Origin of the sequence: Mucilaginibacter sp. (genome assembly GCF_028288205.1) — a bacterium.
Taxonomy (GTDB): domain Bacteria; phylum Bacteroidota; class Bacteroidia; order Sphingobacteriales; family Sphingobacteriaceae; genus Mucilaginibacter.
Genome location: NZ_JAQBOD010000011.1, coordinates 129,360 through 153,898, shown reverse-complemented (window position 1 = coordinate 153,898; position 24,539 = coordinate 129,360). Strand labels below are relative to the sequence as shown.

Below are 24,539 nucleotides of genomic sequence, written 5' to 3'. Positions count from 1 at the left end.
ATCTGGCGAATTTTATCAATTTTAGTGTGGATGGTTTGTAATTCGTATAACGCTTTAAGCTTTTGTTCTACGGTTTGTTCCATTATTTTGACGGGATTTTCTATTTATTTCTTTATAAACGGATGGCAAAGATACAACATTTTTTAAAATATTTTATAATCGATTTGTAAATTGCTCGTGTTCAAAGTGTACAGCGCTAACCCGCCTCTTGTTGGGTTTATTTATATAAAATACCGCACCGGGTTAGTATTAACGCTGGTTAAGCGCAGCGGCAGATCAGTAAACTTTTTCTGTATCATTTCGTGCAGCAGTTGCTGGGTAAACTGTTCGCTTTCAAAATGGCCTATATCGGCAATCATTATCTTTCCTTCGGCATTAAAAAAATCATGGTATTTAAAGTCGGCAGTAATAAAAACATCGGCACCGCCGGCTATTGCATGTTTCAATAAAAAACTACCCGAGCCGCCGCAAACTGCTACTCTTTTAATTTGCTTCCCGGTAAAAGCGGTATGCCTTATTACCTGCGCCTGCATTTTTTCTTTAAGTTGATACAAAAAAATTTCCGCATCCATAGCAATATCCAGCTCACCTATCATGCCCGAACCTACCTGCTGGTGCTGGTTGGTAAGTGTATATAGATCATACGCCACTTCCTCGTAAGGATGGGCCAGTATCAGGGCCATTAATATTTTGCTTTCCAAATTGGCCGGGTAAATGGTTTCTATACGTGTTTCCTCTTCCGTATGGCGCTTGCCGGGCTCGCCAACATAGGGGTCGCTGTCTTCATTACCTTTAAAAGTACCCGTGCCTTCGGCAATAAAGCTACACTCGCTGTAGTTGCCAATGTTGCCTGCGCCCGCGTGGAATAGTGCATTGCGCACCTGGTCGGTATGACTGGTGGGTGCATAAGTAACCAGTTTTTTTAACAGGCCTTGTTTTGGCGATAAAATGCGGCAATTATCCAGGCCCAGCGTTTCGCAAATTTTTGCGTTAACACCGTTTAATACATTATCTAAATTGGTATGGATGGCATATATGGCTATGTTATTGCGGATTGCTTTTTCAATCACGCGTTCCACATAAGTTTTGCTGTTAAATTTTTTTAATCCTTTAAAAACTATGGGGTGATGTGATATGATAACCTGGCAATTGGTATGAATAGCCTCATCAACCACAGCCTCGGTACAATCAAGCGAAATTAAAACCTGGTGAATTTCCTGATCGGGATTACCAACTATTAAGCCGGCATTATCATAATCTTCCTGATAAGCCAGCGGGGCCAGGATTTCGAGGTAAGTGGTGAGTTGGGATAATTTCATATATCGGATTTCACTGATGGGTATTGATTACATGGATTTTATAAATGTATTAAAAATACCTTAAACAAGTAAAGACGCAATGTCTTTTGCGTCTTTACACTTTTCCAAATATATGTTAGATCGGGCCGCAAAGTATTGCGCCCCTACGTAGTATTAATTACCCAACTTAGCTATATTAAAACTTTCGAAAGCCATTTTTTGATTGTACTCTAAAGCCAGTGTTTTATGGTTAACCAGGTCTACAACAGTACCTATTAAACAAAAGCCACCGGTAAAGAAGTATAGCAGGCCCATACCTATTTGGCCCAGCAAAAAGCGTTGTATCCCGGCTACGCCGAAGAAACCTATCAGTGTAAATATTAAAACATCCTGCGGGCTTTTTCTTTTTCCGGTATAAGCCATATAGAAATATTTTTTCTGATCGTCTGTTAAACCTAAAGTAGCTTGTTGTAAAAATGCCAATTCTTCGGTTGAAATTCCCGGCAGACCCATATAAGGACTTTGGTACATATCCATGATTGTTGTTTTTAAGTGATTAGTTTTAAATTATACCCCAAAACTAAGGTAGTATTAAAAACCCGGCAATACAAAATGGGCAAATGGTTTAAACAAATCGGTAAGGGTGGGGATTTGGACGGTGAAATTGTGTAGTGGTGAAGGATGTCGGCGAATACTCAGCCCGCCTACGCTTCGCCGGGTGACTGCCTCTTCGCTGCGCGGAAAGATGGTATCATTCAAACAAAACCCGCTTTACAAAGGGAAACGCCCCTATAAGTTATTGCTGATTAAATGAAAAAGCCTGTTTGCTTTTTCCGAAAGCGCCCCTCCCCAAAACATAAATACGATAAGTTATCAATATTAAAGCCGGCACACCCAGCCAATGCGCGCGCCACGAGTTGGCTAAATTACCATGTATAAGCCATGATATAGCATGGCCAATACCGCAGCCCGGGCACCAGGTTATACCCATCAGTTTTAACGGGCATAGCGGGTACTGCGGCTCCACGGATGGATCGGCAACGGCAAGCGCTATGATGGCGGTTACCCAGAAAATTAGTTCGAAATTTCTCTTTAAAAACTTAATCAACTTTGTTAGACTTGGTTGCAAGTAGCAAAGATACAGCTAATGCACACAATATTCCAACAAGCAGGGCGCCAAACATCCGACCAGAAAAAGCGCTTAAGTTATTGCCCGCTTGTATGTAATTGATATAAACTATTCCCGCAAAAATAGCAATAGTGCCGCCAAATAATAATATTTTAAAGCTTTGTATTATCGCTTCTAAAACGCCCATATTGCCTTTGCATTCGGTATCGCGGTAGTTTTTTATGCCAAAGAATAAGCCTGCAATGGGTATAAGTATCGAAAAGTATTCATAGGGCGATGCTTTAGAATCTTGTATATCATAACCCATTATGTGCATGATAAATAGCCACAGTCCGCTTAGTGCGCCAATTATAAGGCCCCATATTAATGCATTTTTCATTTTTTTAAGTATTAGGTTAAAGTTGTGAGTTGTAATCTAAAATACGTTTAATTAATGCTATACGTTGTTTAAACTATTCATAAAAAGTGTTTATGGGGTAATATTGTTTTGCCTAATTAATTTTTATCAGGTTAAACAGCTCTTTTCTGTATATTTGCCGCAGTTTGAACATCCGTGATATATTAGAAAGATATAAAGCTGATGACCGGATCTTAGCACTGGCGAAAGCTTTAAACACGTCTAAAAATCCAAGGGTACAGCTTCGTGGTTTGGTCGGATCGGGTGATGCGACCATGGCGGTAGCATTGTATTTTTTGCAGCACAAGCACATGGTGTTTGTATTACCCGAGCGCGAAGAAGCCGGCTATTTTCAGGCCGACCTGGAGAACCTTACCGGCAAAGAAGTTTTACTTTTTCCATCATCATACCGCAAACCGTTTGAATTTACCCAGCCCGATAGCAGCAATGTTTTAGCCCGTGCCGAGGTGTTGAACGAGCTTAACCATTCCTCAGAATTTGGGCAATTAATAGTAACCTACCCCGAAGCTTTGGCCGAAAAGGTTATTGACCGTGCATCACTCGAAAAAAACACCTTAGAGATTGCGGTAACCAACAAACTTAGTATTGATTTTATTAATGAGTTTTTGGTGGAGTATGATTTTGACCGGGTTGATTTTGTGTACGAGCCGGGGCAATTTTCTATCCGTGGCGGTATAGTTGATATTTTCTCTTTCTCGCACGAACTGCCTTATAGGGTTGAGTTTTGGGGCGATATGATAGAGTCTATCCGCACTTTCGAGATAGAGAGCCAGCTATCAGTCGAACAGGTTAAGAGCATTACTATTGTGCCTAATGTGCAGTCGAAGTTTTTAACGGAAAGCAATATTTCTTTACTGGAATATATTGACGATGATACCCAGATCTGGATAAAGGATGTACAGTTTACGTTTGATATAATACAAAGCGGCTATAAAAAAGCTACCCAGTTATGGAACGCTTTAAGTGCTGACGAAAAGAACCAAAACCCTGATTGGATAGACCCTAAATTTGGTTTCACAGATGAAAAGCTAATTGCCGATCAGCTGCATGATTATGCGGTGATTGAGTTTGGCAAGCAATTCTTTTATCAGCCTAACGAAACCATCAATTTTGATATGCGCCCGCAGCCGTCTTTTAATAAAGACTTTAGCCTGCTGATACATAATTTTAAGAATAATGAAACCGAGAAGATAGGGAACTTTATCCTCACCGATTCGGCGCGGCAGGTGGAGCGGTTGTATGCCATTTTAGAGGACCTGGATAAAACGGTAAAGTTTACACCTATAAGCGTTTCTATACGCGAGGGCTTTGTGGACCACGGGCAACAACTGGCCTGCTATACTGATCACCAGATATTCGATCGTTACTATAAATACAAGTTAAAAAAGGGTTACCAGCGTTCGCAAGCCATCACCCTAAAAGAATTGCGCGAGCTTAAGCCCGGCGATTATGTTACCCATATTGACCACGGCATAGGCAAATATGCGGGGCTGGAAAAAGTAGAGGTAACCGGCAAGCAGCAGGAAATGATCCGTTTGATTTATGCCGATAACGACTTGTTGTACGTAAACATCAACTCGCTTAACCGCATATCTAAATATAGCGGCAAGGAGGGTTCCATACCCCGGATGAACAAGCTGGGTACCGATACGTGGGAAAAACTCAAGAAAACAACAAAAAAAAAAGTTAAAGACATAGCCCGCGATCTGATAAAGCTTTATGCCGTGCGCAAATCGCAGCAGGGTAATGCTTTTTCACCGGATAGTTATTTGCAAACCGAGCTGGAGGCTTCTTTTATTTATGAGGATACCCCCGACCAGGAAAAAGCCACCAACGATTTTAAAAAAGACATGGAAGCGCCGCATCCTATGGACAGGTTGATATGCGGAGATGTAGGCTTTGGCAAAACCGAAGTAGCCATTCGCGCGGCGTTCAAGGCGGTTGCCGATAGCAAACAGGTGGCTATATTAGTGCCAACAACCATTTTGGCGGCCCAGCATTATAAAACGTTCAGTGAGCGCTTAAAAGGCTTCCCTTGTAACATTGATTATGTTAACCGCTTTAAATCCAGTAAGCAGATAAAAGATACTTTAGAAAAACTGAAGGATGGCAAGGTAGATATCATTATAGGTACTCATCGCCTGGTAAGCAAGGACGTTAAATTTAAAGACCTGGGCCTGATGATAATTGACGAAGAGCAGAAATTTGGCGTAAGCACCAAAGAGAAGCTAAAGCAAATGCGCGCCAATGTGGATACGCTTACACTTACCGCTACACCAATACCGCGCACCCTGCATTTTTCGCTTATGGGCGCGCGCGATTTGTCCATCATATCAACCCCGCCGCCAAACCGCCAACCGGTGGTTACCGAGCTGCATGTATTTAATGATAAGCTGATAAAAGAAGCTGTTGAGTTTGAACTGGAACGCGGCGGCCAGGTTTTCTTTATCCATAACCGGGTTAATGATCTGCCGCAACTGGGTGGCATGATCCACAAGCTGGTACCGGGTGCAAGGGTGGGCATTGCCCACGGTCAGTTAGAGGGCGACGCGTTGGAAGATGTGATGCTTAAGTTTGTAAACAACGAGTACGATGTGTTGGTGGCTACTACCATTATTGAAGCCGGCTTGGATATACCCAACGCCAATACCATTATCATCAATCACGCTCACATGTTTGGCCTGAGCGATCTGCACCAAATGCGCGGCCGTGTTGGGCGCAGCAATAAAAAGGCGTATTGTTATTTGCTGAGTCCGCCACTGTCAACGCTTACTAACGAGGCACGCAAACGGTTAAGCGCTATTGAAGAATTTTCTGACCTGGGCAGCGGTTTTAATGTCGCTATGCGCGACCTCGATATCCGCGGCAGCGGAAACCTGTTAGGCGCCGAGCAAAGCGGTTTTATTGCCGAGATAGGTTTCGAGATGTATCATAAGATATTAGACGAAGCCATCCATGAGTTAAAGGATGATGAGTTTAAAGGCTTATTTCCTGATGATAAACCACGGCCATTCATCGCCTTTACCCAGATAGATACCGACCTGGAAATACTGATACCTAACGAATATGTAACCAGCTTATCAGAGCGGTATAATTTATATTCCGATCTATCCAAGCTGGAAAACGAAACCGAGCTACAGGCGTTCCAACAACAACTGCATGACCGTTTCGGGCCGATACCGGTACAGGTTAATGACCTGCTCAACACCATGCGCCTGCAATGGCAAGGCAAGGCCATAGGCTTTGAGAAAATCTCTCTTAAAAAAGGCGTGCTACGTGGTTATTTTATCACCAATCAGCAATCGCCCTATTTTGAAACCGCGGCTTTCCGCAATGTGTTAATGTTTGTGCAAGCCAACCCGCGCCGCACTAATTTAAAGGAAGTGAAGAATACGCTACGTTTAAGTATTGAGGGCGTGATGGGTATTGATGAGGCGGTGGAGTTGTTGGGTGGGATGTTAGAAGAGGTGGGGGTTTAATCAATCCCTCTTCCCGTTGTCTGTGTCCTCACAGACAACTTATGTACTTGCTGTTTGTGAGGACACATACAGCAGAGGATATCACTTTTTAGATAACGCGGTGGCCTATACCTTATCTGCGGGATATTTGCTTTTTCCAAAGGTATATCAAAACTATAACCAGGTAAATGTTAACCTATATACTGAATTATTGGGCAAAACAATCCCGGATATGGGCAAAGCTATATTGATGCCGCGCCCGGTATCCAGCTTATATTTAATAGTTTTGGTCAAGGGTTAACTTTTCTTATCGCGCAGCGTTATATAATTATAATAATATGGTACGTACAAGCAATATGTTTATGTAATAAGATTGGAATATACCTTCTTTAACATTTTTTAACCCTTTTAACTATGAAAACCTATTATATAGTAATAATAATTATTGTGTTTGGAGTTAAAACATCGCTGGCCCAAAAAATGAATATGGGTAATGATACCGCAAAAAACGCAAAGCATCATACCCACCATATGAATGGTGTTGAAATGGATGATATGGACATGAGCGAACCAATGACGATGAATAGCCAGTTTTCGCTTGATCTGCCTATGAACCGAGACGGTTCGGGTACATCATGGGTGCCGGATGAATCGCCAATGTATGCTTATATGATACCCGGCAAAAAATGGATGACTATGATACATGGCGATTTTTTTGCCCGGTACAATAATCAGGATCTTTTTAAATCAGGAAGTCGTGGCAGCCATAAATTTGATGTGCCAAACATGTTCATGGCTATGACGCAAACTAAAATAGGCAGCAATGGATTGTTCGCTATCAATACCATGTTTTCCTTCGACCCTTTTTTGGTTGGTGCAGGTGGATACCCTTTGCTATACCAAACAGGCGAATCTTACCATGGCCAAAAACTGGTTGATCGTCAACACCCACATGATCTTTTTGCAGAGCTAAGTGTGGCTTACACCCACAGAGTTGCTAAAAATGCCGACCTGTCTTTTTCTTTCGGATATCCCGGCGAACCTGCATTAGGGCCACCGGTATTTATGCACCGCCTATCGGCAATGAATAACCCTGATGCGCCCCTTGGTCATCATTACCAGGATGCCACGCATATTGCATTTGGTGTGGCTACATTAGGGTTTAGATATAAGGATATAAAGTTAGAGGGATCTACATTTACGGGCAGGGAGCCTGACGAGTTCAGGTATAACTTTGACAAAATGAAGTTTGACTCTTATTCGCTTCGCTTATCATATAATCCATCAAAAGAATGGGCACTCCAGGTTTCAAATGGCTGGATACATAGCCCCGAAGTAGCCGAACCACAGCAAAATATTGGTCGCTTTACTGCATCTGCCATACATACCAAAATGATGGGTGATGATAGTTACATTTCAACAACGTTGGTTTACGGACAAAACCATTATTCGGACAACGGAAAAACACAGCCATCCATATTATTAGAGAACAGTTTACAACTGCATAAAACTGCTGTTTACGGCAGGTATGAGTTTGTACAAAAGGACGCTGAGGAACTGGACATGGTTGGTGCTTTTCCAACTAACCCCAACTTTAATATAAATGCCATAACCTTAGGCACTAATCGTATTTTAGGCACGGTTAAAAAAACCGATCTTACTGGTGGCATACAAGGCACTTTAAATATTTCGCCGTCGGTATTAAAAAGTTTGTATGGCTCAGCTCCATTGGGTTTTGAAGTTTATTTGAGAATATGCCCTGCTTTAATGAAAATGAAGCATAAAATGGATATGTAGAATAAAAGAGCGACGGCTTAAAACTCCATTACCTCTTTTTTCTTCTTGTTTTTCATCCGTTTGGGTACAAATTCTAATATCTCATTTTTTAGCGCTTCTATCATACGGCGCTTTAAGAAGTTGCGTTGTATAACAATACTTATCTCCCTTGCCGGTTCGGGCGATTTAAAGTAGCGCACCCTGTCTAATTGCTTATCGGTCAGGTCTACCAATGCCAATTCGGGTAATATAGTGGCCCCATTGTTTTGGTCAACCATGCGCTTTAAGGTTTCTACGCTGCCGGTATTATATTCAAAATGTTGAAAGCCTTGTGTTGATTTGCGCCGCTGGCAAATATTTAAAACCTGCTCACGCATGCAATGCCCCTCGTTAAGCACCCATATCTCCTCTATATCAATATCCTCCGGATTAATGCTTTTCTTTTTGTATAGTTTACTATGCTTTGATGCGTAGGCTACAAAATTTTCATAAAACACCGGGATTTCTATCAGGCTGCTTTCATGTAAAGGGGTTGATAATATACCACAATCCAGCGTTCCTAACTTTAATTGTTGTATTATCTGTTCGGTAGTTTGCTCCCAAACTATCAGTTTTACCTGTGGATATTTTTCAATAAAACCATGCAATATTTTAGGCAATACATATGGCGACACGGTTGGTATGATACCAACCTTTAGTTCGCCGGATAGCTCTTTTTGTCTATCGGATATTATTTCTTTGATCTTTTCGCTTTCTGCCAATAATATCCGCGCCTGGGTTATAATGTCAATTCCTATTTCGGTAGGGGTTACGGGTTGCTTGCTCCTGTCAAATAATTTAACGCCCAAAGTGTCTTCCAGCTTTTGTATTTGCATACTAAGGGTTGGCTGGGTTACAAAACATTTTTCGGCTGCTGCTACAAAGCTTCTGTAGGTGTCAACCGCGACAAGATATTCAAGCTGAACTATGGTCATATAGATTTAATCTATACAAATATAATAATTATTGATTTTTTCTATTGAAATATTATCAGGAAGTTTGATAAATACTTAAAGCCAATAATTATGGAAACTTCAAAGAAAAAACTGACCACAGCGTCAGGTATTCCGTATGCAGAAAATGAAAACTCAATGACAGCCGGCCCGCGTGGTCCGATATTATTGCAGGATTTTATATTGCATGAAAAAATGGCCCACTTTAACCGGGAGCGTATTCCTGAAAGAGTGGTACATGCAAAAGGGTCGGGTGCATACGGCACACTTACCATAACGCATGATATCTCTAAATACACACGCGCGAAAATATTTAATCAAATAGGTAAGCAAACCAGGCTTTTCCTGCGCTTTTCAACTGTAGGCGGTGAAAAAGGTTCGGCAGATACCGAACGCGACCCACGTGGCTTTGCCATTAAGTTTTATACAGAAGAAGGCAACTGGGATCTTGTAGGGAACAACACACCGGTGTTTTTTGTAAAGGATCCTAAAAAATTCAGTGATTTTATTCATACACAAAAGCGCGACCCATATACCAATTGCAAAAGCGCCACAATGATGTGGGATTTTTGGTCATTAAACCCTGAGAGTTTGCACCAGGTTACCATTTTGATGTCTGATAGGGGCACACCTTACGGTTACCGTCATATGGATGGTTTTGGCAGCCATACATTTTCATTAATAAATGCCAATAATGAGCGTTTTTGGGTTAAGTTCCACTTTAAAACCCAGCAGGGAATAAAGAATTTTACAGATGAAGAAGCGGGTGCAATGCGCGGAAAAAACCCCGATTTTGCACAACATGACCTGCTTACATCAATTGAAAATGGCAACTTCCCTAAATGGGCGATGAAAATACAGGTAATGCCCGAGGCGGATGCTAAAACCTACCATATCAATCCGTTTGATCTGACTAAGGTATGGCCGCATGGCGATTATCCGTTAATTGATGTAGGCGTGCTTGAATTAAATGAAAATCCTGATAACTATTTTGCCCATGTTGAACAGGCGGCATTTGCTCCGGCCCATGTGGTTGATGGCATTGGTTATTCTCCTGATAAAATGCTCCAGGGAAGGATATTATCATATCCTGATGCACATCGTTATCGGTTAGGGGCTAATTATGAGCAGATACCTGTAAATAAATGTCCGTTTATGGTAAATAATTATGAGCGCGACGGACATATGAGGGTTGATGGCAACCAGGGCTCTGCGCCAAATTATTTTCCTAACAGCTTTGATGATATAGAACCGGATCCGGCCTATAAAGAACCAGCCTGGGATTTTGGCTCATCTGTAGGTGATTGGTACGATAGAAATGCCGAGGGTGAAAACGACCATTATACACAACCGGGTAATTTATACCGTTTAATGAATGATGATCAAAAGCATGATTTGATTAAAAACATCACCCATTCAATGAGCGGTATTGACGGGCCTAAAAAAGAACTTATTGTTAACAGGCAGCTTTGCCATTGGTTCAGGGCTGATATTGGCCTTGGTATGGCAATTGCTAAAGGCCTTGACCTAAATCTGCAGGAAACCATGCAGCATATGCCGGCTGTTTAGTGAAAAAGATCAGGGATTAGTTATATGAAAAGCGCCCCAATTATTGGGGCGCTTTATTTTTTTGGTAAGACTAATCTCTATTTATTTGTGCGAAGCGCCTACTCTACAGTAACTGATTTTGCCAGGTTACGTGGTTGGTCAACATTACAGCCGCGCATTACAGCTATATGATAGGCCAATAATTGCAGAGGTATTGTGGCCAGCAATGGCACAAAAGCATCATCGGTTTGCGGTATCTCAATTACATATTCGGCCATGTTTCTTACTTCAACATCACCCTCTGTCACAATAGCTATAACGTGGCCTCCACGGGCCTTTACTTCTTGTATGTTGCTAACCACTTTTTCATACGAGGAATTTTTTGTGGCAATAAATATAACCGGCAATGCGTCATCAATTAAGGCAATAGGGCCGTGTTTCATTTCGGCAGCCGGGTAACCTTCGGCATGTACGTATGATATTTCTTTAAGTTTAAGTGCCCCCTCTAATGCAACGGGGAAGGAACTACCCCTGCCCAAAAACAAGCAGTTATTTGAATCTTTAAATTGTGCAGCTATTTTCTCAACATGGTCATTGCATAACAAGGTTCTCTCAACCAATGCCGGTATTTCATCCAGCTCGGTTAAATACTCAACCAGTTTACTTTGAGTAATGGTGCCTCTTTGCTGGGCAATATAAAACGCAATTAACGTTAAAACGGTAACCTGGGCAGTGAATGCTTTAGTAGAAGCAACACCAATTTCCGGCCCGGCGTGTGTATAAACCCCCGCATCCGTAATACGCGGAATAGAGGCGCCAACTACATTACAAATGCCAAAAATAGTTGCTCCGCGTTCTTTTGCTATTTCAAGGGCCGCCATGGTATCGGCAGTTTCCCCTGATTGAGAAATTGCTATTACCAGGTCCTTGGGGGTAATTATTGGGTTACGATACCTAAATTCAGAAGCATATTCAACTTCAACAGGCACACGTGCATATTCTTCTATTAAATATTCACCCACCAAACCTGCATGCCATGAAGTACCACAGGCAACAATAATTATACGGTCAACATTTTTAAGCTTTTCAATATAATCCTTTATACCCCCCAGTTGTACCTTACCCTGTGCGGGGTAAATACGTCCGCGCAAACAATCACGAATGGAACGGGGCTGCTCATATATCTCTTTTAGCATGAAGTGATCATAGCCGCCCTTTTCCAGGGCTTCCAGTTTCATGTCAAGTTCATGTACGTACGGGGTTTGTACCGTATTGTCAATGTTTTTTATAAGCAGCTTATCACGATGGATGTACGCAATTTCGTTATCATTTAAGTAAATAACGTTTTTGGTATACTCAATAATTGGCGTGGCGTCTGATGCTACAAAGTACTCGCCTTTGCCAACACCAATTACCATAGGGCTGCCTTTACGGGCCGCTATTAAAACATCAGGTTCGGCGGCGCTCATTATAACTATAGCATAGGCACCTATAACCTTATTTAAGGTAATTCTAACCGCTTCAAGCAGGTCAAGCCCGGTTTCTGTTTGTATGTCTTCAACCAGGTGTATTAAAACCTCGGTATCCGTATCACTTTTAAATACATGGCCTTTGGCTAACAAAGCTTCTTTAATAACGCCATAATTTTCGATAATGCCGTTATGGATAATAGAAAGTTTTCGATCTCCTGAAGAATGCGGGTGCGAATTGCGGTCACTGGGTGCGCCATGTGTTGCCCAGCGGGTATGCCCCATGCCAACGCTACCCGTTAAGTTTATATCTTTAACAAAGTTTTCAAGATCGCTTACCTTTCCGGCTTTTTTATAAACTTTAAGTCCTTTATCATATAAAGCAATTCCGGCACTGTCATATCCACGATACTCCAGGCGGTGTAAGCCTTTGATAATTATCGGATAAGCTTCTCTATAACCTATATAGCCCACAATTCCACACATACAAAATAAATTAAGATTAAGTAATCTAACAAAAATAGTCAGCTATATGACAATATCAATAGCCGACTATTTTATTTAGCTATTTTAGTATAGATTAAATTAAGCTTTATGCGGTAAGGTGATGTTTTATCAGTACCGATAGCAAATGTGCGGCCATCAACTTGCGCGGTAGCGGCTATAGTATTATTAATATTATTTGGAACCACCCCAATAAAAGTACCATGGTCAGTTGCGCCGGCCAGCAAGTCCTGTATGTAAGCCGTTAAAAGAAAGTGATATTGCTGTGTAGGTGCATTATAAAAACCGCCAAAACCGGTTGTGCCAAATGCACGCGGATCACCCGGAGTAGCATCTTCAACCAATGCACGTTGATTTGCCAGATCATACCTGTAAATAGTTAGTTTGCGTACAGGCATAAAAGGTATTGTTGATCCCGGGGCGGCCGTAATAACAAGTTCGGCCCGGTTTATTACAATGTTACTACCTAAGCTTTTAACAATATTTTTAAGGTAAGGAAAGCTTATACGGGTTCTTAACCCACCTAATCCCTGAAGATAAATTGCTTTGCCGGACGTAGTAGTAGTATTATTCAGTTCTGCTTGTACTGTAGTAGAGTAAGTATGTTTAATTTCTGCAGCATGTAAAATGCTTGGTAATGATACCGATGCCGTATCAATTGCGGTACCGTCGTAGTTCTTATAATATATTTGTATTCTAGCCGCCGAATCTAACGCGAACATAAATGTACCGCCAGGTCCTGATTGGTTTTTATCAAGCGTAATATACAAACCCTTTACATTGTTTGTAAAAACCAGGTTTGAGGATAGCTGTGTAGTGCTTGCATTATATAATACATTATTTATAAAATTCGGGTTGATTGGTATCCTCAACTGCGGCGGAATTTTTACAAGTGTATCCGGGCCACCGGCTACTGCCTGAATAATTTTTATACTATCGCCTGTTCTTGAAAAGAAAGATCTGGTACCCAGCAGGCTCGAACTATCATATTTCCACTTTTTTGTATTAAGGTACTTCGAACCTGGAAATAGTCTTTCAGTAAGCTGGTATACATTTACTTTATACCTTGATGCTATAGAGTCGCCGTAGAAACCCGGGGCATACCTAAGCACCAGTATTGCAGAATCTATACTTATAGTTCCCGGCGGAATAACATAGGCTGTGCGGTTTGGCAAATTCAGGTCGATAGCTAAATTAGCTTCGGTTGTACCAAATAGCGGATCCTTAAAATAAGAAAGCGGGGTTGCCAGCAAAGCGCTGGTTACAACGCTATCTTCCGGAATAGTATTAACTATTATAGTTGATGTATCTATCAGAGTCCCATTTAATTGAGTTGTCGAATTAACACCCAAACCAATAGTATTCTGATTTTTACAGCTATTCAAAATAAAAAGACTTATCAACAGGGTTAATAAGTCTAATCTAAAAAATTTCATATATGATCTCAAAGCTTATACAACGTTCACCAATTCCTCATTGGTAATTTCGTCGTAAAAATTGTAATAATTTTCGAAATCTGAGGTAGAATTGAATTCTAAAACCGATTTATGGCTGTTTTTAACATTATTTAACACATCCTCATCGATATTCTCACTACCCAATACAATTGCATCGCTATAATGAATAGCACCTTCGTATAGTGCCGTGTTTGTGCCGGGTTTATAAATGTCTGTATGTTTTTCGGTCATATCGCCCATAACGGCTTTATTAGAAAAATCAGTATTCATCTGGCCTTTAAAATTATTCTCATAAATTGAATAAACTACTTTAGAATTTTTAAAAGTAGGATCGTCTTTATAAGTAGTTTTTAAATAAGCCGGAACCAATGAACTCATCCACCCATGGCAATGAATTATATCAGGCGCCCAGCCTAATTTTTTAACCGTTTCTAATGCACCCTTGCAAAAGAAGATCATACGCTCGTCATTATCGGCGTAAAATTTGCCGTCTTTATCCTCAAACACATGCTTACGCTGGAAATATTCTTCATTATCCAAAAAATACACCTGCATACGCGCCGCCGGGATAGATGCAACTTTTATGATCAGCGGATTATCGTTGTCATTAATAATAATATTCATGCCCGATAACCTGATCACTTCATGAAGGCGATTCCTACGCTCATTAATATTTCCAAAACGAGGCATCAGGATACGAATTTCGTAACCTTTTTCCTGCATAGCCTGCGGAAGCTGGCGTGTGATTTCAGAAATTTTTGAGAGTTCAAGGAAAGGCGACATTTCATGAGTTATAAACAAAAGCTTAGATTTACCCATCTCCAAATCAGAATTTAAATTATGTAAAGAACCCAAAAAATTGGGTTTGCAAATATAAGCATTATATATGAACTATCAATCAATTATGCAAGTAGTTTTGGTTAATTTTAATGATTTATGCAACTTCGCTCACTTTTTGTAATACATAATATTGAAAAACTTCACTACAAAGGCTGAACTTCAGCAATATTTGGCCCAATTGAAGGCTAAAGGTGCCATTATTGGCTTTGTGCCAACAATGGGGGCATTGCACCAGGGGCATTTATCACTAATAACCAAGGCGCAACAACAATGCGATGTTGTGGTTTGCAGTATTTTTGTTAACCCCACACAATTTACTGATCCCAGGGACCTTGAAATATATCCCCGCCCCTTACAAGACGATATAAAAAAACTGGAACTGGTTAACTGCGATATTTTATTTAATCCAGGTGTTGATGAGGTGTATGCCGGCAATGAGCAATGGCATTTGGACATAGGTGAGTTGGAAGGATTGTTAGAAGGAAAATTCAGGCCGGGACATTACCAGGGGGTTACACAGGTGGTATATAAGCTGTTTAACATAGTTAAACCCGATGTTGCCTTCTTTGGACAGAAAGACTACCAGCAATTCATGGTTATTAGCCGTATGATTAAGCTTTTGAATATGTCGGTTAAGCTGGTAATGTGCCCTATAGAGCGCGAAAGCGATGGATTGGCCATGAGTTCAAGAAACATACATTTAACACCTGATGACAGGCAACATGCACTTATTCTGTCACAAACACTGAATGATGTTAAGCGAAATTTTGACAGTCATAAAATAGATAAGCTAAAACAAGAGGCTGTATCAAAAATTAACAATGTACCCGAGGTTGAGCTGGCCTATTTTGAAATTGTTGATGGCGACACCTTGCTACCTGCAAATGAGCATACCAAAAACAGTGTTGCTTTGGTAGCAGCAACAGTAGGCAAAACCAGGTTGATTGATAATGTGATAATATAAGAATAAAGATTAGTTATTAAAGATTAGGCCTGTCAATTGTCGGGCTTTTATGCATTTATATCAATACAAAGGCAACTAATCTTTACTCTTTAATAACTAATCTTTAATAACCAAACACTAACTTTGCACCATGATTATTGAGGTATTAAAGTCAAAACTTCATCGCGCCAGGGTAACTCAGGCCGAGCTAAATTACGTGGGCAGTATTACTATTGATGAAGATTTGATGGATGCGGCAAATATAATTGCCAACGAAAAAGTGCAGATTGTAAATAATAATAACGGCGCCCGTTTTGAAACTTATGTAATAAAAGGCGAACGAGGTACCGGCACTATATGCCTAAACGGAGCTACTGCCAGACTGGCCCAGGTTGGCGATATTGTTATTATCATGTCATATGCCTATATGGAAATGGATGAAGCGCGTGCTTACGAGCCTATTTTAGTTTTCCCGGATACGGATAATAAACTGCTTAAATAACTATTTTTTACCCGCCGGATAAGCATTAATGCCCAGTACCAGATGCAGGCTTACATCAACAGGTGTTTTTTTGCGCAATTCGTAAACCATCTTTACCCTGATATCCGGTTCGCGCACCAGAGGATCTAAAAACTTTGAGTTATCAATATCCAGCGTCATGGTATTACCAACGCCGGGGCTTATATCTGTGCGTGAGGCCACTAAAACCTCATCTTTCCCATCCTCTTTGGCCATATAAATTTTTACAAATTTTAAATCTCCTATATTAAAATCATCAGGCTGGACTGATTGCAGCTTGGCCGAAATAATGCTTACCTCGCTTACATTATTACCATTATTGCCGCTTTTTGAAAAATTTTGGTCAAAACTGGTAGCCAAACTCACGGCTGAATAACTTTTATTAATCGCTGACGAAGCCGGAATGGTTAAATTGGCCGTATACGGAAAAGTAGATTTAACAATAGATTGCATCATACCACAAGCGGTAATAAACGAACACAATACGGTTGAAATAAATAAAGCTCTCCTTGTCATAAGCTAAATATAAATTAGTAACTATTTCAGTAGTAAATATCGGTTAATATAAATTAAAAATCATTTGAAAATCATGATAATTTGATTGAAGAGGATTATTGTAAAAAATTAAGTCCCAAATAGCTGTATTTTTCTATCTTTGCATCCCGACGCTGAAGTCGGGATTTTTCGCTTTCAGCGCATAGTATTTCAAGCCCGTTGTCGGTAGTTAATAGTCCATAGTCATTTGATTTTCGGGCCAGGCTTAAGACTCGGGACTTAAGACTAAAGACTCAAAAAGACTATGCCCAAAGACACCTCCATTAAATCTGTACTAATTATCGGTTCGGGCCCTATTATTATAGGCCAGGCCTGCGAATTTGATTATGCCGGCTCACAAGCCGCACTTTCACTAAAAGAAGAAGGCATTTCTGTATCCATCATTAACAGCAATCCCGCTACTATCATGACGGATAAAGTTATTGGCGACCATGTTTACCTATTGCCACTTACTTGTGAAAGCATTGAACAGATCCTTATCGAACAAAAAATTGATGCCGTGCTACCTACTATGGGTGGCCAAACAGCGCTTAATCTTTGTATTGAAGCTGACGAACAAGGATTATGGAAAAAATACGGTGTAAAAATTGTAGGCGTAGATATAGCCGCGATTGAAAAAACAGAGAACCGCGAGGCCTTCCGCCAGTTAATGGTGGATATAGGTGTTGGTGTGGCTACCTCAAAAATTGCAAACTCTTTTTTAGAAGGCAAAGAAGCAGCGCAAGAAATTGGTTTCCCGCTGGTTATACGCCCAAGCTATACATTGGGCGGTAAAGGAGCAGGCTTTGTACACAAAAAAGAAGAGTTTGATGCCGCTTTAAGCCGCGGCCTGCAGGCATCACCAACCCACGAAGTATTGGTGGAACAGGCTGTTTTAGGCTGGAAAGAGTATGAGCTGGAGTTGTTAAGGGATAATAATGATAACGTAATCATCATTTGCTCGATAGAGAATTTTGACCCGATGGGCATCCATACCGGCGACTCGATAACCGTGGCCCCGGCCATGACCTTAAGCGACCGTTGCTACCAGGAAATGCGTAACCAGGCTATCAAAATGATGCGTGCCATTGGTAATTTCGCTGGCGGTTGTAATGTACAGTTCTCTGTTAACCCGGCCGATGAAGCCATAATAGCTATCGAAATTAACCCGCGTGTGTCACGCTCATCAGCATTAGCATCAAAAGCAACGGGTTACCCTATTGCCAAGATAGCCGCTAAACTGGCTATCGGGTATAACCTTGATGAAATAGAAAACCAGATCACCAAAACCACATCAGCTTATTTTGAGCCAACACTGGATTACGTGATAGTTAAAATACCACGCTGGAACTTTGATAAATTTAAAGGTGCTAACCGCGAGTTGGGCCTGCAAATGAAATCGGTTGGCGAGGTGATGGGCATTGGCCGCAGTTTTATAGAGGCGTTGCAAAAAGCCTGTCAGAGTTTAGAGATTGGCCGCGCCGGTTTGGGTGCCGATGGCAAACAAAGCCGCAATCTCGAAGAAATTATGCATAGCCTGGAACATCCAAGCTGGGACAGGTTGTTCCATGTGTATGATGCTTTAAGTTTAGGTGTGCCGATTGAGTCTGTTAGAAAAGCCACTAAAATTGATCGCTGGTTCCTGAACCAGATCATGGACATAGTGAATTTGGAGATCGAGCTGCGTCGCTACTCGTTAAACAATATTCCGGAAGACTTTTTCTTTACATTAAAACAAAAAGGATTTTCGGATGCGCAAATAGCTTATATCCTGCATAATAACACTACTGAAGAAGATGTTTACCTGCGCCGAAAAGAACTGGGTATTAAGCGCGTATACAAAATGGTTGATACCTGCGCTGCCGAGTTTCCTGCAAAAACACCATACTACTATTCTACTTACGAGGGTGAGAATGAATCCATCGTATCCGATAAGAAAAAGATAATTGTATTAGGCTCGGGGCCTAACCGTATTGGCCAGGGCATTGAGTTTGATTATAGTTGTGTACATGGCCTGCTTGCCGCTAAAGAAGCTGGTTTTGAAGCGATAATGATCAACTGTAACCCCGAAACAGTATCGACAGATTTTAACATGGCCGACAAGCTATATTTTGAGCCGGTATTCTGGGAACATGTCAGGGAGATTATCGAACTGGAAAAACCATATGGCGTTATCGTTCAGCTTGGCGGGCAAACCGCTTTAAAAATGGCAGAGAAAATGCACCAGCATGGTATAAAAATTATCGGTACATCATTCGATAATATGGATATTGCCGAAGATCGCGGTCGTTTTTCAGATCTGTTAAAAGACCTTAATATCCCATATCCAAGATATGGTGTTGCCGAAAGTGCCGAAGAGGCATTAGAGGTAGCGCACCATGTGGGTTACCCGGTATTGGTACGCCCAAGCTATGTATTAGGCGGCCAGGGCATGAGCATTGTAATTAATGATGAGGACCTGGAAAAAGCAGTAGTGAGCTTATTAAAGAATTTACCCGGCAACAGGGTATTGATCGATCACTTCCTTGATCGGGCATCAGAAGCCGAGTCTGACTCTATAAGTGATGGCGACGATGTGCATATTATTGGTTTAATGGAGCATATTGAACCTGCGGGTATCCATTCGGGCGATTCGTTTGCTGTATTACCACCTTTTGACCTGTCTGACCATGTTATAAGCAAAATGGAAGAGTACACGGCTAAAATTGCCCGGGCATTAAATGTAAGGGGATTATTAAATATACAGTTCGCTATAAAAAATGAAGAGGTGTATGTAATTGAAGCTAATCCACGCGCGTCGCGCACTGTACCATTCATAGCCAAAGCATATGATGTGCCTTATATTAATATAGCGGCCAAAATTATGCTCGAAGTAAATAAGCTTAAAGACTTTACCATTGTACGCAAGCTTAAAGGCTATGCTATAAAAGAACCGGTATTTTCATTCGATAAGTTCCCCGAAGTAGAAAAGCAGCTTGGCCCCGAAATGAAATCGACCGGCGAAGCCATACGCTTTATACCCGACCTGCAGGACCCATACTTCAGGCATTTGTATAAAGAGAAGTCAATGTATTTGAGTAAGTAAGTTGAGGCTTAAAGATAGAAGGTTAAAGGCGAAGGGTTTTCTTTTCGCCTTTTTTATTATTAACATTTCCCGTAGCGTACCCTGTCGGGATAGCAACGGATTATTACGTTAAAAAAGATAGAAAAGTGTTTCACAAAATGATGAAACACATGAAACACTCTTTTAGGTTAATATACTGATATATAGCAACTTGACAAAATGAGTGAAACACTTTGAAACAGTACAAAAATTTTAGGTAAAATACATAAATTGCTTACAATGAGAATTTTATGCTGTTTTTAGCGATTTTGCAAAAATAGGGTGAAACACCTGCTGTGAAACACTTTTTTTTAAACCTATTTCAGGACGAACACAAATAAAAAACCTTTTTATCTTTTATCCTTTCCCTTCTATTGATCCACCATCAACCCCTTTACCTCAAAAATCAGCCTCCGCTTTGGATCGGTCTTTACCATGTGTTGTTTCTTACCACTTACGGTATCTCCTGCAAAATGCTGCAGGTCATCAGCCATAAATTTCTTTTCGGCTATGCCTTCTGCTATTACAATTTTTCCTTTCAGCTCAGCGGGGATTGTGATCGTATAGCTTTTAAAATGTGCGGCAATTATTTTGCCTTTGCCGGCATCCAGCTCAAACCAGCCGCCTTTTTGTTTGGTCACTTTGGTTACCCATCCCCGTATAGTAGTGTTTATCCGTGTTCTTTTTCCCATTAATGCCTCAACTTTCGTGGCATCTACCATAGCGGTAATATTGGGCTTTACCCCGAAAACCATACCATGCGGCAATGGCGTATGCTTTTGTGCAAAAGCACTTATGTTTAAAAAAAATATAACTGTTAAAAACAGGTGTTTCATAACAACGCGCTTGTAGGCATACAACATAAAAGTTTAAGGTTAGTTTTAACTTACATGCCAATGCAATGGTATACATCGGTTTAATCCGGCCCAATTATGTTAATATTTGTTAAAAAAGGACTTGTTAGCCATAGCAGCAAGGTAAATAGCTATGAAATAAATTATATTTAAAAATTATTTTAAACCATTAACAGCATTATTAATAGTTTAATTTCAAAGCCGTAATAAACAACTATCTTTGTGCCCGCGTTAAATGGAATGCGGAATTGAACTAATAAATTTGTAATATCATTTTAACTCATGAAAAAATCGCTACAAAGCACTTTTTTATTTATATTCCTTTTAGCTGTTGTTGTAACTGTAGGCGGGTGTAAAAAAGCTTCTACTTCTACATCCTACCCTGTACCTCTTGTTGGAACAAATTCTATAATAAGTACGGTAACTTCAACTACAGCAATAGCCGGCGGATTGATCTTTAACTATGATACCGTAATAGCCAACGGCGTATGCTGGAGCACTACTAACCAAACACCTACTGTAGATGATTCAAAAACAACAGATACCATTGCTCATCACTGGGTAAGTAATTTAAGCGGGTTAAAACCTAACACAACGTATTATTTAAGAGCATATGCTACAACAAGTTCAGGAACCGGTTATGGCGGTGTAGTAATATTTAAAACCAATGCTACAGATGCTGTTCCAACCGGCACGGTAACTACCATTGCAGGTAACGGAACGTCGGGCTATGCCGATGGAACCGGCACGGGTGTATTATTTGATGGCCCGCAAACAATTTCTTATAACCCGGTATCAGGGCTATTATATATTAGCGATGTTTTTAATAATTTGATAAGAACTGTTACAACAACAGGTACGTCACATACGTTAACCAACCCAACCATCGGATACGTAAACGGTAATATTTCAACCGCGCAGTTTTATGGCCCCAGAGGTGTATCATTTGATGCACAGGGTAATATCTATGTTGCAGATATTGGTAATAATGTAATACGCAAAATTACACCAGCCGGTGTAGTAACTACGATTGCGGGAAATACATTTGCCGGTTATATTGATGGCGCAGCTTTAGGATCAGAGTTTTATAATCCACAAGCGGTAGTAACAGACCCGGCAGGAAATGTTTATGTTGCCGATAGAAGCAACAACCTGATACGTAAAATTACACCATCGGGTACAGTAAGTGTTTTAGCCGGACTTAGGGCCATTAATGGGTATCCGCAATCATCGGTACCGGGTTTTGTGGATGGTGATGCCGCTACAGCTGCGTTTAATTACCCAATGGCATTAGCTATAGACGCGTCTTTAAATATCTACGTTGCCGATTATAAAAATAGCGCGATAAGAAAAGTTTCGCAAGCCGGTAATGTTACTACAATAGCCGGCGGCGGTAATTTCCCTGACCTTCTTGGTTCGCCGTCAAGCATAGCGGTTGATGCACAAAACAATGTATATATTACCGACAATAAGGGGCGAATATTAGAAGTTACATCTGCCGGAATTCTGTATGTATTAGCAGGAGCCAAAAATGTTACCGGCTTTGCTGATGGCATTGGTTCGGCCGCTACTTTTAATAACCCGCAAAGTTTAACCCTTGATGGGCAGGGCAACCTGTACGTAGCCGATTTCGGCAATAACGCTATCCGTAAGGTGGTAATAACTAATAGATAAGATATTTCAAGTGCCTTAATAAAAAAGCTCCCGATTTACATTGGGAGCTTTTTTATTAGTATCAACCAAACAGCAAACCAAATACTTCTTCAATATTTGCAACCATCTTTATATCGATGGTATAGCGCGACAGATCCATGCGCTTTTTATCCTGCGCTGCTGATGGCATATTATACTTCGATATATATATCTGTTCAAAGCCCAGTTTTTGGGCCTCGGCAATGCGTTGCTCTACCCGGTTAACCGCTCTTATTTCGCCCGATAAACCAATCTCGCCGGCAAAGCAGGTTTTAAACGGAATAGGAATATCCTGATGTGATGATATGATAGCGGCTGCAAGCCCAAGGTCGATAGCAGGATCTTCAACCCGTATGCCGCCGGTTATGTTTAAAAATACATCCTTAGCACCCAGGTTAAAACCACAGCGTTTTTCTAATACGGCAAGGAGCATGCCCATGCGCTTAGTGTCGAAGCCATTTGCGTTACGCTGAGGCGTGCCGTATACGGATGTGCTTACCAATGCCTGGGTTTCAATCAGCATAGGCCTCATGCCCTCTAATGTAGCTGATATAGTGATGCCGCTTAATGGTTCGTCGCGCTGCGATAATAATATTTCTGATGGATTAGAAACCTCGCGCAAGCCCTCGCCCAACATTTCATAAATGCCCAGCTCGGATGCAGAGCCGAACCGATTTTTTACTGTGCGCAATATGCGGTATACATGGTGCCTGTCGCCCTCAAATTGCAAAACGGTATCAACCATATGCTCCAGTATTTTTGGCCCGGCAATGGCACCGTCTTTGGTGATATGGCCAATCAAAAATACAGGCGTGGCACTTTCTTTGGCAAAGCGCAACAATTCGGCAGTACATTCACGCACCTGTGATACACTGCCCGGCGTAGATTCTATATGCGATGAGTGAAGCGTTTGTATAGAATCAACCACAACCAGATCGGGCTCCAATTCTTCAATCTGTTTAAAAATATTTTGGGTTGATGTTTCGGTAAGGATAAAGCAAGCCCCCCGACCTCCTGAAAGGGGAGGAATTGCGCCGCTTAAACCTGTCGGTTCTTCCTGAGAGGGTTGGATGGTTAAGCGTTCCGCACGCATTTTAATTTGCTTTTCGCTTTCCTCGCCCGATATATACAGCACTTTTAGGTTAGGCATATTCAATGCCAACTGCAACATTAAGGTTGATTTGCCTATACCCGGCTCGCCGCCTATTAATACTAATGATCCGGCTACAATGCCGCCGCCTAAAACGCGGTTAAATTCTTTGTCAGGGGTAAGTATACGGTCCTCTTCGTTAAAAGTAATTTCGGCAACTTCAACGGGCTTGTTGGCGCGTTGCTGCGTGGTACTGCTAACTTTCCAGGTAGGGATAGATTTGGGATCTTTTTCAATCACCTCCTCTACAAAGGTGTTCCATTGCTGGCACGAAGGGCATTTGCCCAGCCACTTGGCCGACTCGAAGCCACAGCTTTGACAGAAATACGCGATCTTGGTTTTGGCCATATTGTTTTAATGTGCGAATGTGCAGATATGCAAATGTGCAGATTATATTGGGAATGGCAAGGGGATTTGCTAAATTAATTAGTAATTTATGGCTTGATATTTATTTAAAAATAGAATATCTTAGATATTAATGGATAACTGCAACAAACTTAATTTAGAATGGATACCCAACGCCTATACAACAGGTAAAGAAAAGAAGCAGCCCGAAGCAGTGGTACCAAAGAAACCAATTGCTCCTATTGTAAAGTCAATCGGTTTATATCAAGCTAAAAAAATGCGCATAAAGTAGTTATAAAACAATCCTTTCGTTAACCAGGGATTTGATTTGTAGCGCCAATTGATAATATGGAGATTTTGGGGCTAAAGCCGGTGCTAATTCTTCTACGGGTCCGTCACATAAATGTGACGGCAATGGTAGCAAAATAGTTTTTTCATTGCCGTTGGCTTTCAGCCAACGGGCTAAGATTATAATTATAGACGGGCTTTAGCCAAAACCGGTACTTATA

General features: G+C 41.1%; 20 protein-coding genes. 9 read left to right on the top strand and 11 right to left on the bottom strand.

The window, feature by feature from the left end; all coding sequences use genetic code 11:
• Window positions 1-221: 221 nt before the first annotated feature.
• From JWR23_RS02890 to JWR23_RS02875, 4 genes are all read right to left on the bottom strand, one after another.
• Window positions 222-1,319: a Nif3-like dinuclear metal center hexameric protein gene (locus JWR23_RS02890; RefSeq protein WP_299512732.1), complete on the bottom strand. Its 1,098-nt coding sequence runs from the start codon at window positions 1,317-1,319 to the stop codon at window positions 222-224.
• A 153-nt stretch (window positions 1,320-1,472) separates the two neighbouring features.
• Window positions 1,473-1,835, bottom strand: a complete 363-nt coding sequence (locus tag JWR23_RS02885; RefSeq protein ID WP_299512730.1) for a TM2 domain-containing protein — start codon at window positions 1,833-1,835, stop codon at window positions 1,473-1,475.
• A gap of 259 nt (window positions 1,836-2,094) precedes the next feature.
• Window positions 2,095-2,406 carry a DUF2752 domain-containing protein gene (locus tag JWR23_RS02880; protein ID WP_299512729.1) on the bottom strand — a complete coding sequence of 104 codons (312 nt, stop codon included), beginning with the start codon at window positions 2,404-2,406 and terminating at the stop codon, window positions 2,095-2,097.
• Complete coding sequence (locus JWR23_RS02875; RefSeq protein ID WP_299512726.1) at window positions 2,399-2,806, bottom strand: DUF4199 domain-containing protein; 408 nt, start codon at window positions 2,804-2,806, stop codon at window positions 2,399-2,401. Before JWR23_RS02875 ends, JWR23_RS02880 begins: the two co-directional genes overlap by 8 nt.
• Window positions 2,807-2,970: 164 nt before the next feature.
• On the opposite strand from JWR23_RS02875, the gene mfd reads away from it, so the two are divergent.
• The 3 genes from mfd to JWR23_RS02860 all read left to right on the top strand — a co-directional run bounded on the left by mfd (window position 2,971) and on the right by JWR23_RS02860 (window position 8,100).
• The gene (mfd, locus tag JWR23_RS02870; protein ID WP_299512723.1) at window positions 2,971-6,324 is read left to right on the top strand and encodes a transcription-repair coupling factor; all 3,354 of its coding nucleotides are present in this window, start codon (window positions 2,971-2,973) and stop codon (window positions 6,322-6,324) included.
• Window positions 6,325-6,346: 22 nt separating this feature from the next.
• Window positions 6,347-6,604 (top strand): hypothetical protein, encoded by a 258-nt coding sequence (locus JWR23_RS02865; RefSeq protein WP_299512721.1) that lies wholly within the window; start codon window positions 6,347-6,349, stop codon window positions 6,602-6,604.
• A 113-nt stretch (window positions 6,605-6,717) separates the two neighbouring features.
• Window positions 6,718-8,100 (top strand): hypothetical protein, encoded by a 1,383-nt coding sequence (locus tag JWR23_RS02860; protein WP_299512719.1) that lies wholly within the window; start codon window positions 6,718-6,720, stop codon window positions 8,098-8,100.
• Between the two features lie 17 nt (window positions 8,101-8,117).
• Here JWR23_RS02860 and JWR23_RS02855 read toward each other — a convergent pair whose 3' ends face one another.
• Window positions 8,118-9,053 carry a hydrogen peroxide-inducible genes activator gene (locus JWR23_RS02855; RefSeq protein WP_299512717.1) on the bottom strand — a complete coding sequence of 312 codons (936 nt, stop codon included), beginning with the start codon at window positions 9,051-9,053 and terminating at the stop codon, window positions 8,118-8,120.
• 90 nt (window positions 9,054-9,143) lie between these two features.
• On the opposite strand from JWR23_RS02855, the gene JWR23_RS02850 reads away from it, so the two are divergent.
• A complete protein-coding gene (locus JWR23_RS02850; protein WP_299512715.1) occupies window positions 9,144-10,640 on the top strand; it encodes a catalase in 1,497 nt (498 codons plus the stop codon).
• A 98-nt stretch (window positions 10,641-10,738) separates the two neighbouring features.
• Here the strand turns inward: JWR23_RS02850 and glmS are convergent, their stop codons facing one another.
• The 3 genes from glmS to JWR23_RS02835 all read right to left on the bottom strand — a co-directional run bounded on the left by glmS (window position 10,739) and on the right by JWR23_RS02835 (window position 14,868).
• A complete protein-coding gene (gene glmS / locus JWR23_RS02845) occupies window positions 10,739-12,574 on the bottom strand; it encodes a glutamine--fructose-6-phosphate transaminase (isomerizing) (RefSeq protein ID WP_299512713.1) in 1,836 nt (611 codons plus the stop codon).
• Between the two features lie 71 nt (window positions 12,575-12,645).
• Window positions 12,646-14,028 (bottom strand): DUF4270 family protein, encoded by a 1,383-nt coding sequence (locus JWR23_RS02840; RefSeq protein WP_299512711.1) that lies wholly within the window; start codon window positions 14,026-14,028, stop codon window positions 12,646-12,648.
• Between the two features lie 15 nt (window positions 14,029-14,043).
• Window positions 14,044-14,868, bottom strand: a complete 825-nt coding sequence (locus JWR23_RS02835; RefSeq protein WP_299512709.1) for a glycogen/starch synthase — start codon at window positions 14,866-14,868, stop codon at window positions 14,044-14,046.
• A 151-nt stretch (window positions 14,869-15,019) separates the two neighbouring features.
• On the opposite strand from JWR23_RS02835, the gene panC reads away from it, so the two are divergent.
• Window positions 15,020-15,853 (top strand): pantoate--beta-alanine ligase, encoded by an 834-nt coding sequence (gene panC, locus JWR23_RS02830; RefSeq protein ID WP_299512707.1) that lies wholly within the window; start codon window positions 15,020-15,022, stop codon window positions 15,851-15,853.
• A gap of 130 nt (window positions 15,854-15,983) precedes the next feature.
• The gene (gene panD, locus JWR23_RS02825; RefSeq protein WP_299512705.1) at window positions 15,984-16,334 is read left to right on the top strand and encodes an aspartate 1-decarboxylase; all 351 of its coding nucleotides are present in this window, start codon (window positions 15,984-15,986) and stop codon (window positions 16,332-16,334) included.
• Here the strand turns inward: panD and JWR23_RS02820 are convergent, their stop codons facing one another.
• Entirely contained in the window at window positions 16,335-16,868 is a 534-nt protein-coding gene (locus JWR23_RS02820; protein WP_299512702.1) for a hypothetical protein, read from the bottom strand. It abuts the gene before it with no gap.
• Window positions 16,869-17,151: 283 nt separating this feature from the next.
• Between JWR23_RS02820 and carB the strand changes: the two genes are divergently transcribed.
• Complete coding sequence (carB, locus tag JWR23_RS02815; RefSeq protein WP_299512699.1) at window positions 17,152-19,971, top strand: carbamoyl-phosphate synthase large subunit; 2,820 nt, start codon at window positions 17,152-17,154, stop codon at window positions 19,969-19,971.
• A gap of 389 nt (window positions 19,972-20,360) precedes the next feature.
• Here carB and JWR23_RS02810 read toward each other — a convergent pair whose 3' ends face one another.
• Complete coding sequence (locus JWR23_RS02810) at window positions 20,361-20,825, bottom strand: DUF4920 domain-containing protein (protein WP_299512696.1); 465 nt, start codon at window positions 20,823-20,825, stop codon at window positions 20,361-20,363.
• Window positions 20,826-21,125: 300 nt separating this feature from the next.
• Here JWR23_RS02810 and JWR23_RS02805 point away from each other — a divergent pair, with 300 nt between their 5' ends.
• Window positions 21,126-22,517 (top strand): hypothetical protein, encoded by a 1,392-nt coding sequence (locus JWR23_RS02805; protein ID WP_299512693.1) that lies wholly within the window; start codon window positions 21,126-21,128, stop codon window positions 22,515-22,517.
• A 61-nt stretch (window positions 22,518-22,578) separates the two neighbouring features.
• Here JWR23_RS02805 and radA read toward each other — a convergent pair whose 3' ends face one another.
• Window positions 22,579-24,033 (bottom strand): DNA repair protein RadA, encoded by a 1,455-nt coding sequence (radA, locus tag JWR23_RS02800; RefSeq protein ID WP_299512691.1) that lies wholly within the window; start codon window positions 24,031-24,033, stop codon window positions 22,579-22,581.
• 130 nt (window positions 24,034-24,163) lie between these two features.
• On the opposite strand from radA, the gene JWR23_RS02795 reads away from it, so the two are divergent.
• Entirely contained in the window at window positions 24,164-24,322 is a 159-nt protein-coding gene (locus JWR23_RS02795; protein ID WP_299512689.1) for a hypothetical protein, read from the top strand.
• Window positions 24,323-24,539: the final 217 nt, after the last annotated feature.

Coding starts and splice junctions, on each gene's coding strand:
- JWR23_RS02855 (WP_299512717.1), bottom strand. CDS start 9,053: ATGACCATAGTTCAGCTTGAATATCTTGTCGCGGTTGACACCTACAGA.
- JWR23_RS02805 (WP_299512693.1), top strand. CDS start 21,126: ATGAAAAAATCGCTACAAAGCACTTTTTTATTTATATTCCTTTTAGCT.
- JWR23_RS02820 (WP_299512702.1), bottom strand. CDS start 16,868: ATGACAAGGAGAGCTTTATTTATTTCAACCGTATTGTGTTCGTTTATT.
- JWR23_RS02875 (WP_299512726.1), bottom strand. CDS start 2,806: ATGAAAAATGCATTAATATGGGGCCTTATAATTGGCGCACTAAGCGGA.
- carB (WP_299512699.1), top strand. CDS start 17,152: ATGCCCAAAGACACCTCCATTAAATCTGTACTAATTATCGGTTCGGGC.
- JWR23_RS02835 (WP_299512709.1), bottom strand. CDS start 14,868: ATGGGTAAATCTAAGCTTTTGTTTATAACTCATGAAATGTCGCCTTTC.
- JWR23_RS02890 (WP_299512732.1), bottom strand. CDS start 1,319: ATGAAATTATCCCAACTCACCACTTACCTCGAAATCCTGGCCCCGCTG.
- panD (WP_299512705.1), top strand. CDS start 15,984: ATGATTATTGAGGTATTAAAGTCAAAACTTCATCGCGCCAGGGTAACT.
- JWR23_RS02795 (WP_299512689.1), top strand. CDS start 24,164: ATGGATAACTGCAACAAACTTAATTTAGAATGGATACCCAACGCCTAT.
- JWR23_RS02885 (WP_299512730.1), bottom strand. CDS start 1,835: ATGGATATGTACCAAAGTCCTTATATGGGTCTGCCGGGAATTTCAACC.
- JWR23_RS02860 (WP_299512719.1), top strand. CDS start 6,718: ATGAAAACCTATTATATAGTAATAATAATTATTGTGTTTGGAGTTAAA.
- JWR23_RS02840 (WP_299512711.1), bottom strand. CDS start 14,028: ATGAAATTTTTTAGATTAGACTTATTAACCCTGTTGATAAGTCTTTTT.
- radA (WP_299512691.1), bottom strand. CDS start 24,033: ATGGCCAAAACCAAGATCGCGTATTTCTGTCAAAGCTGTGGCTTCGAG.
- glmS (WP_299512713.1), bottom strand. CDS start 12,574: ATGTGTGGAATTGTGGGCTATATAGGTTATAGAGAAGCTTATCCGATA.
- JWR23_RS02810 (WP_299512696.1), bottom strand. CDS start 20,825: ATGAAACACCTGTTTTTAACAGTTATATTTTTTTTAAACATAAGTGCT.
- JWR23_RS02850 (WP_299512715.1), top strand. CDS start 9,144: ATGGAAACTTCAAAGAAAAAACTGACCACAGCGTCAGGTATTCCGTAT.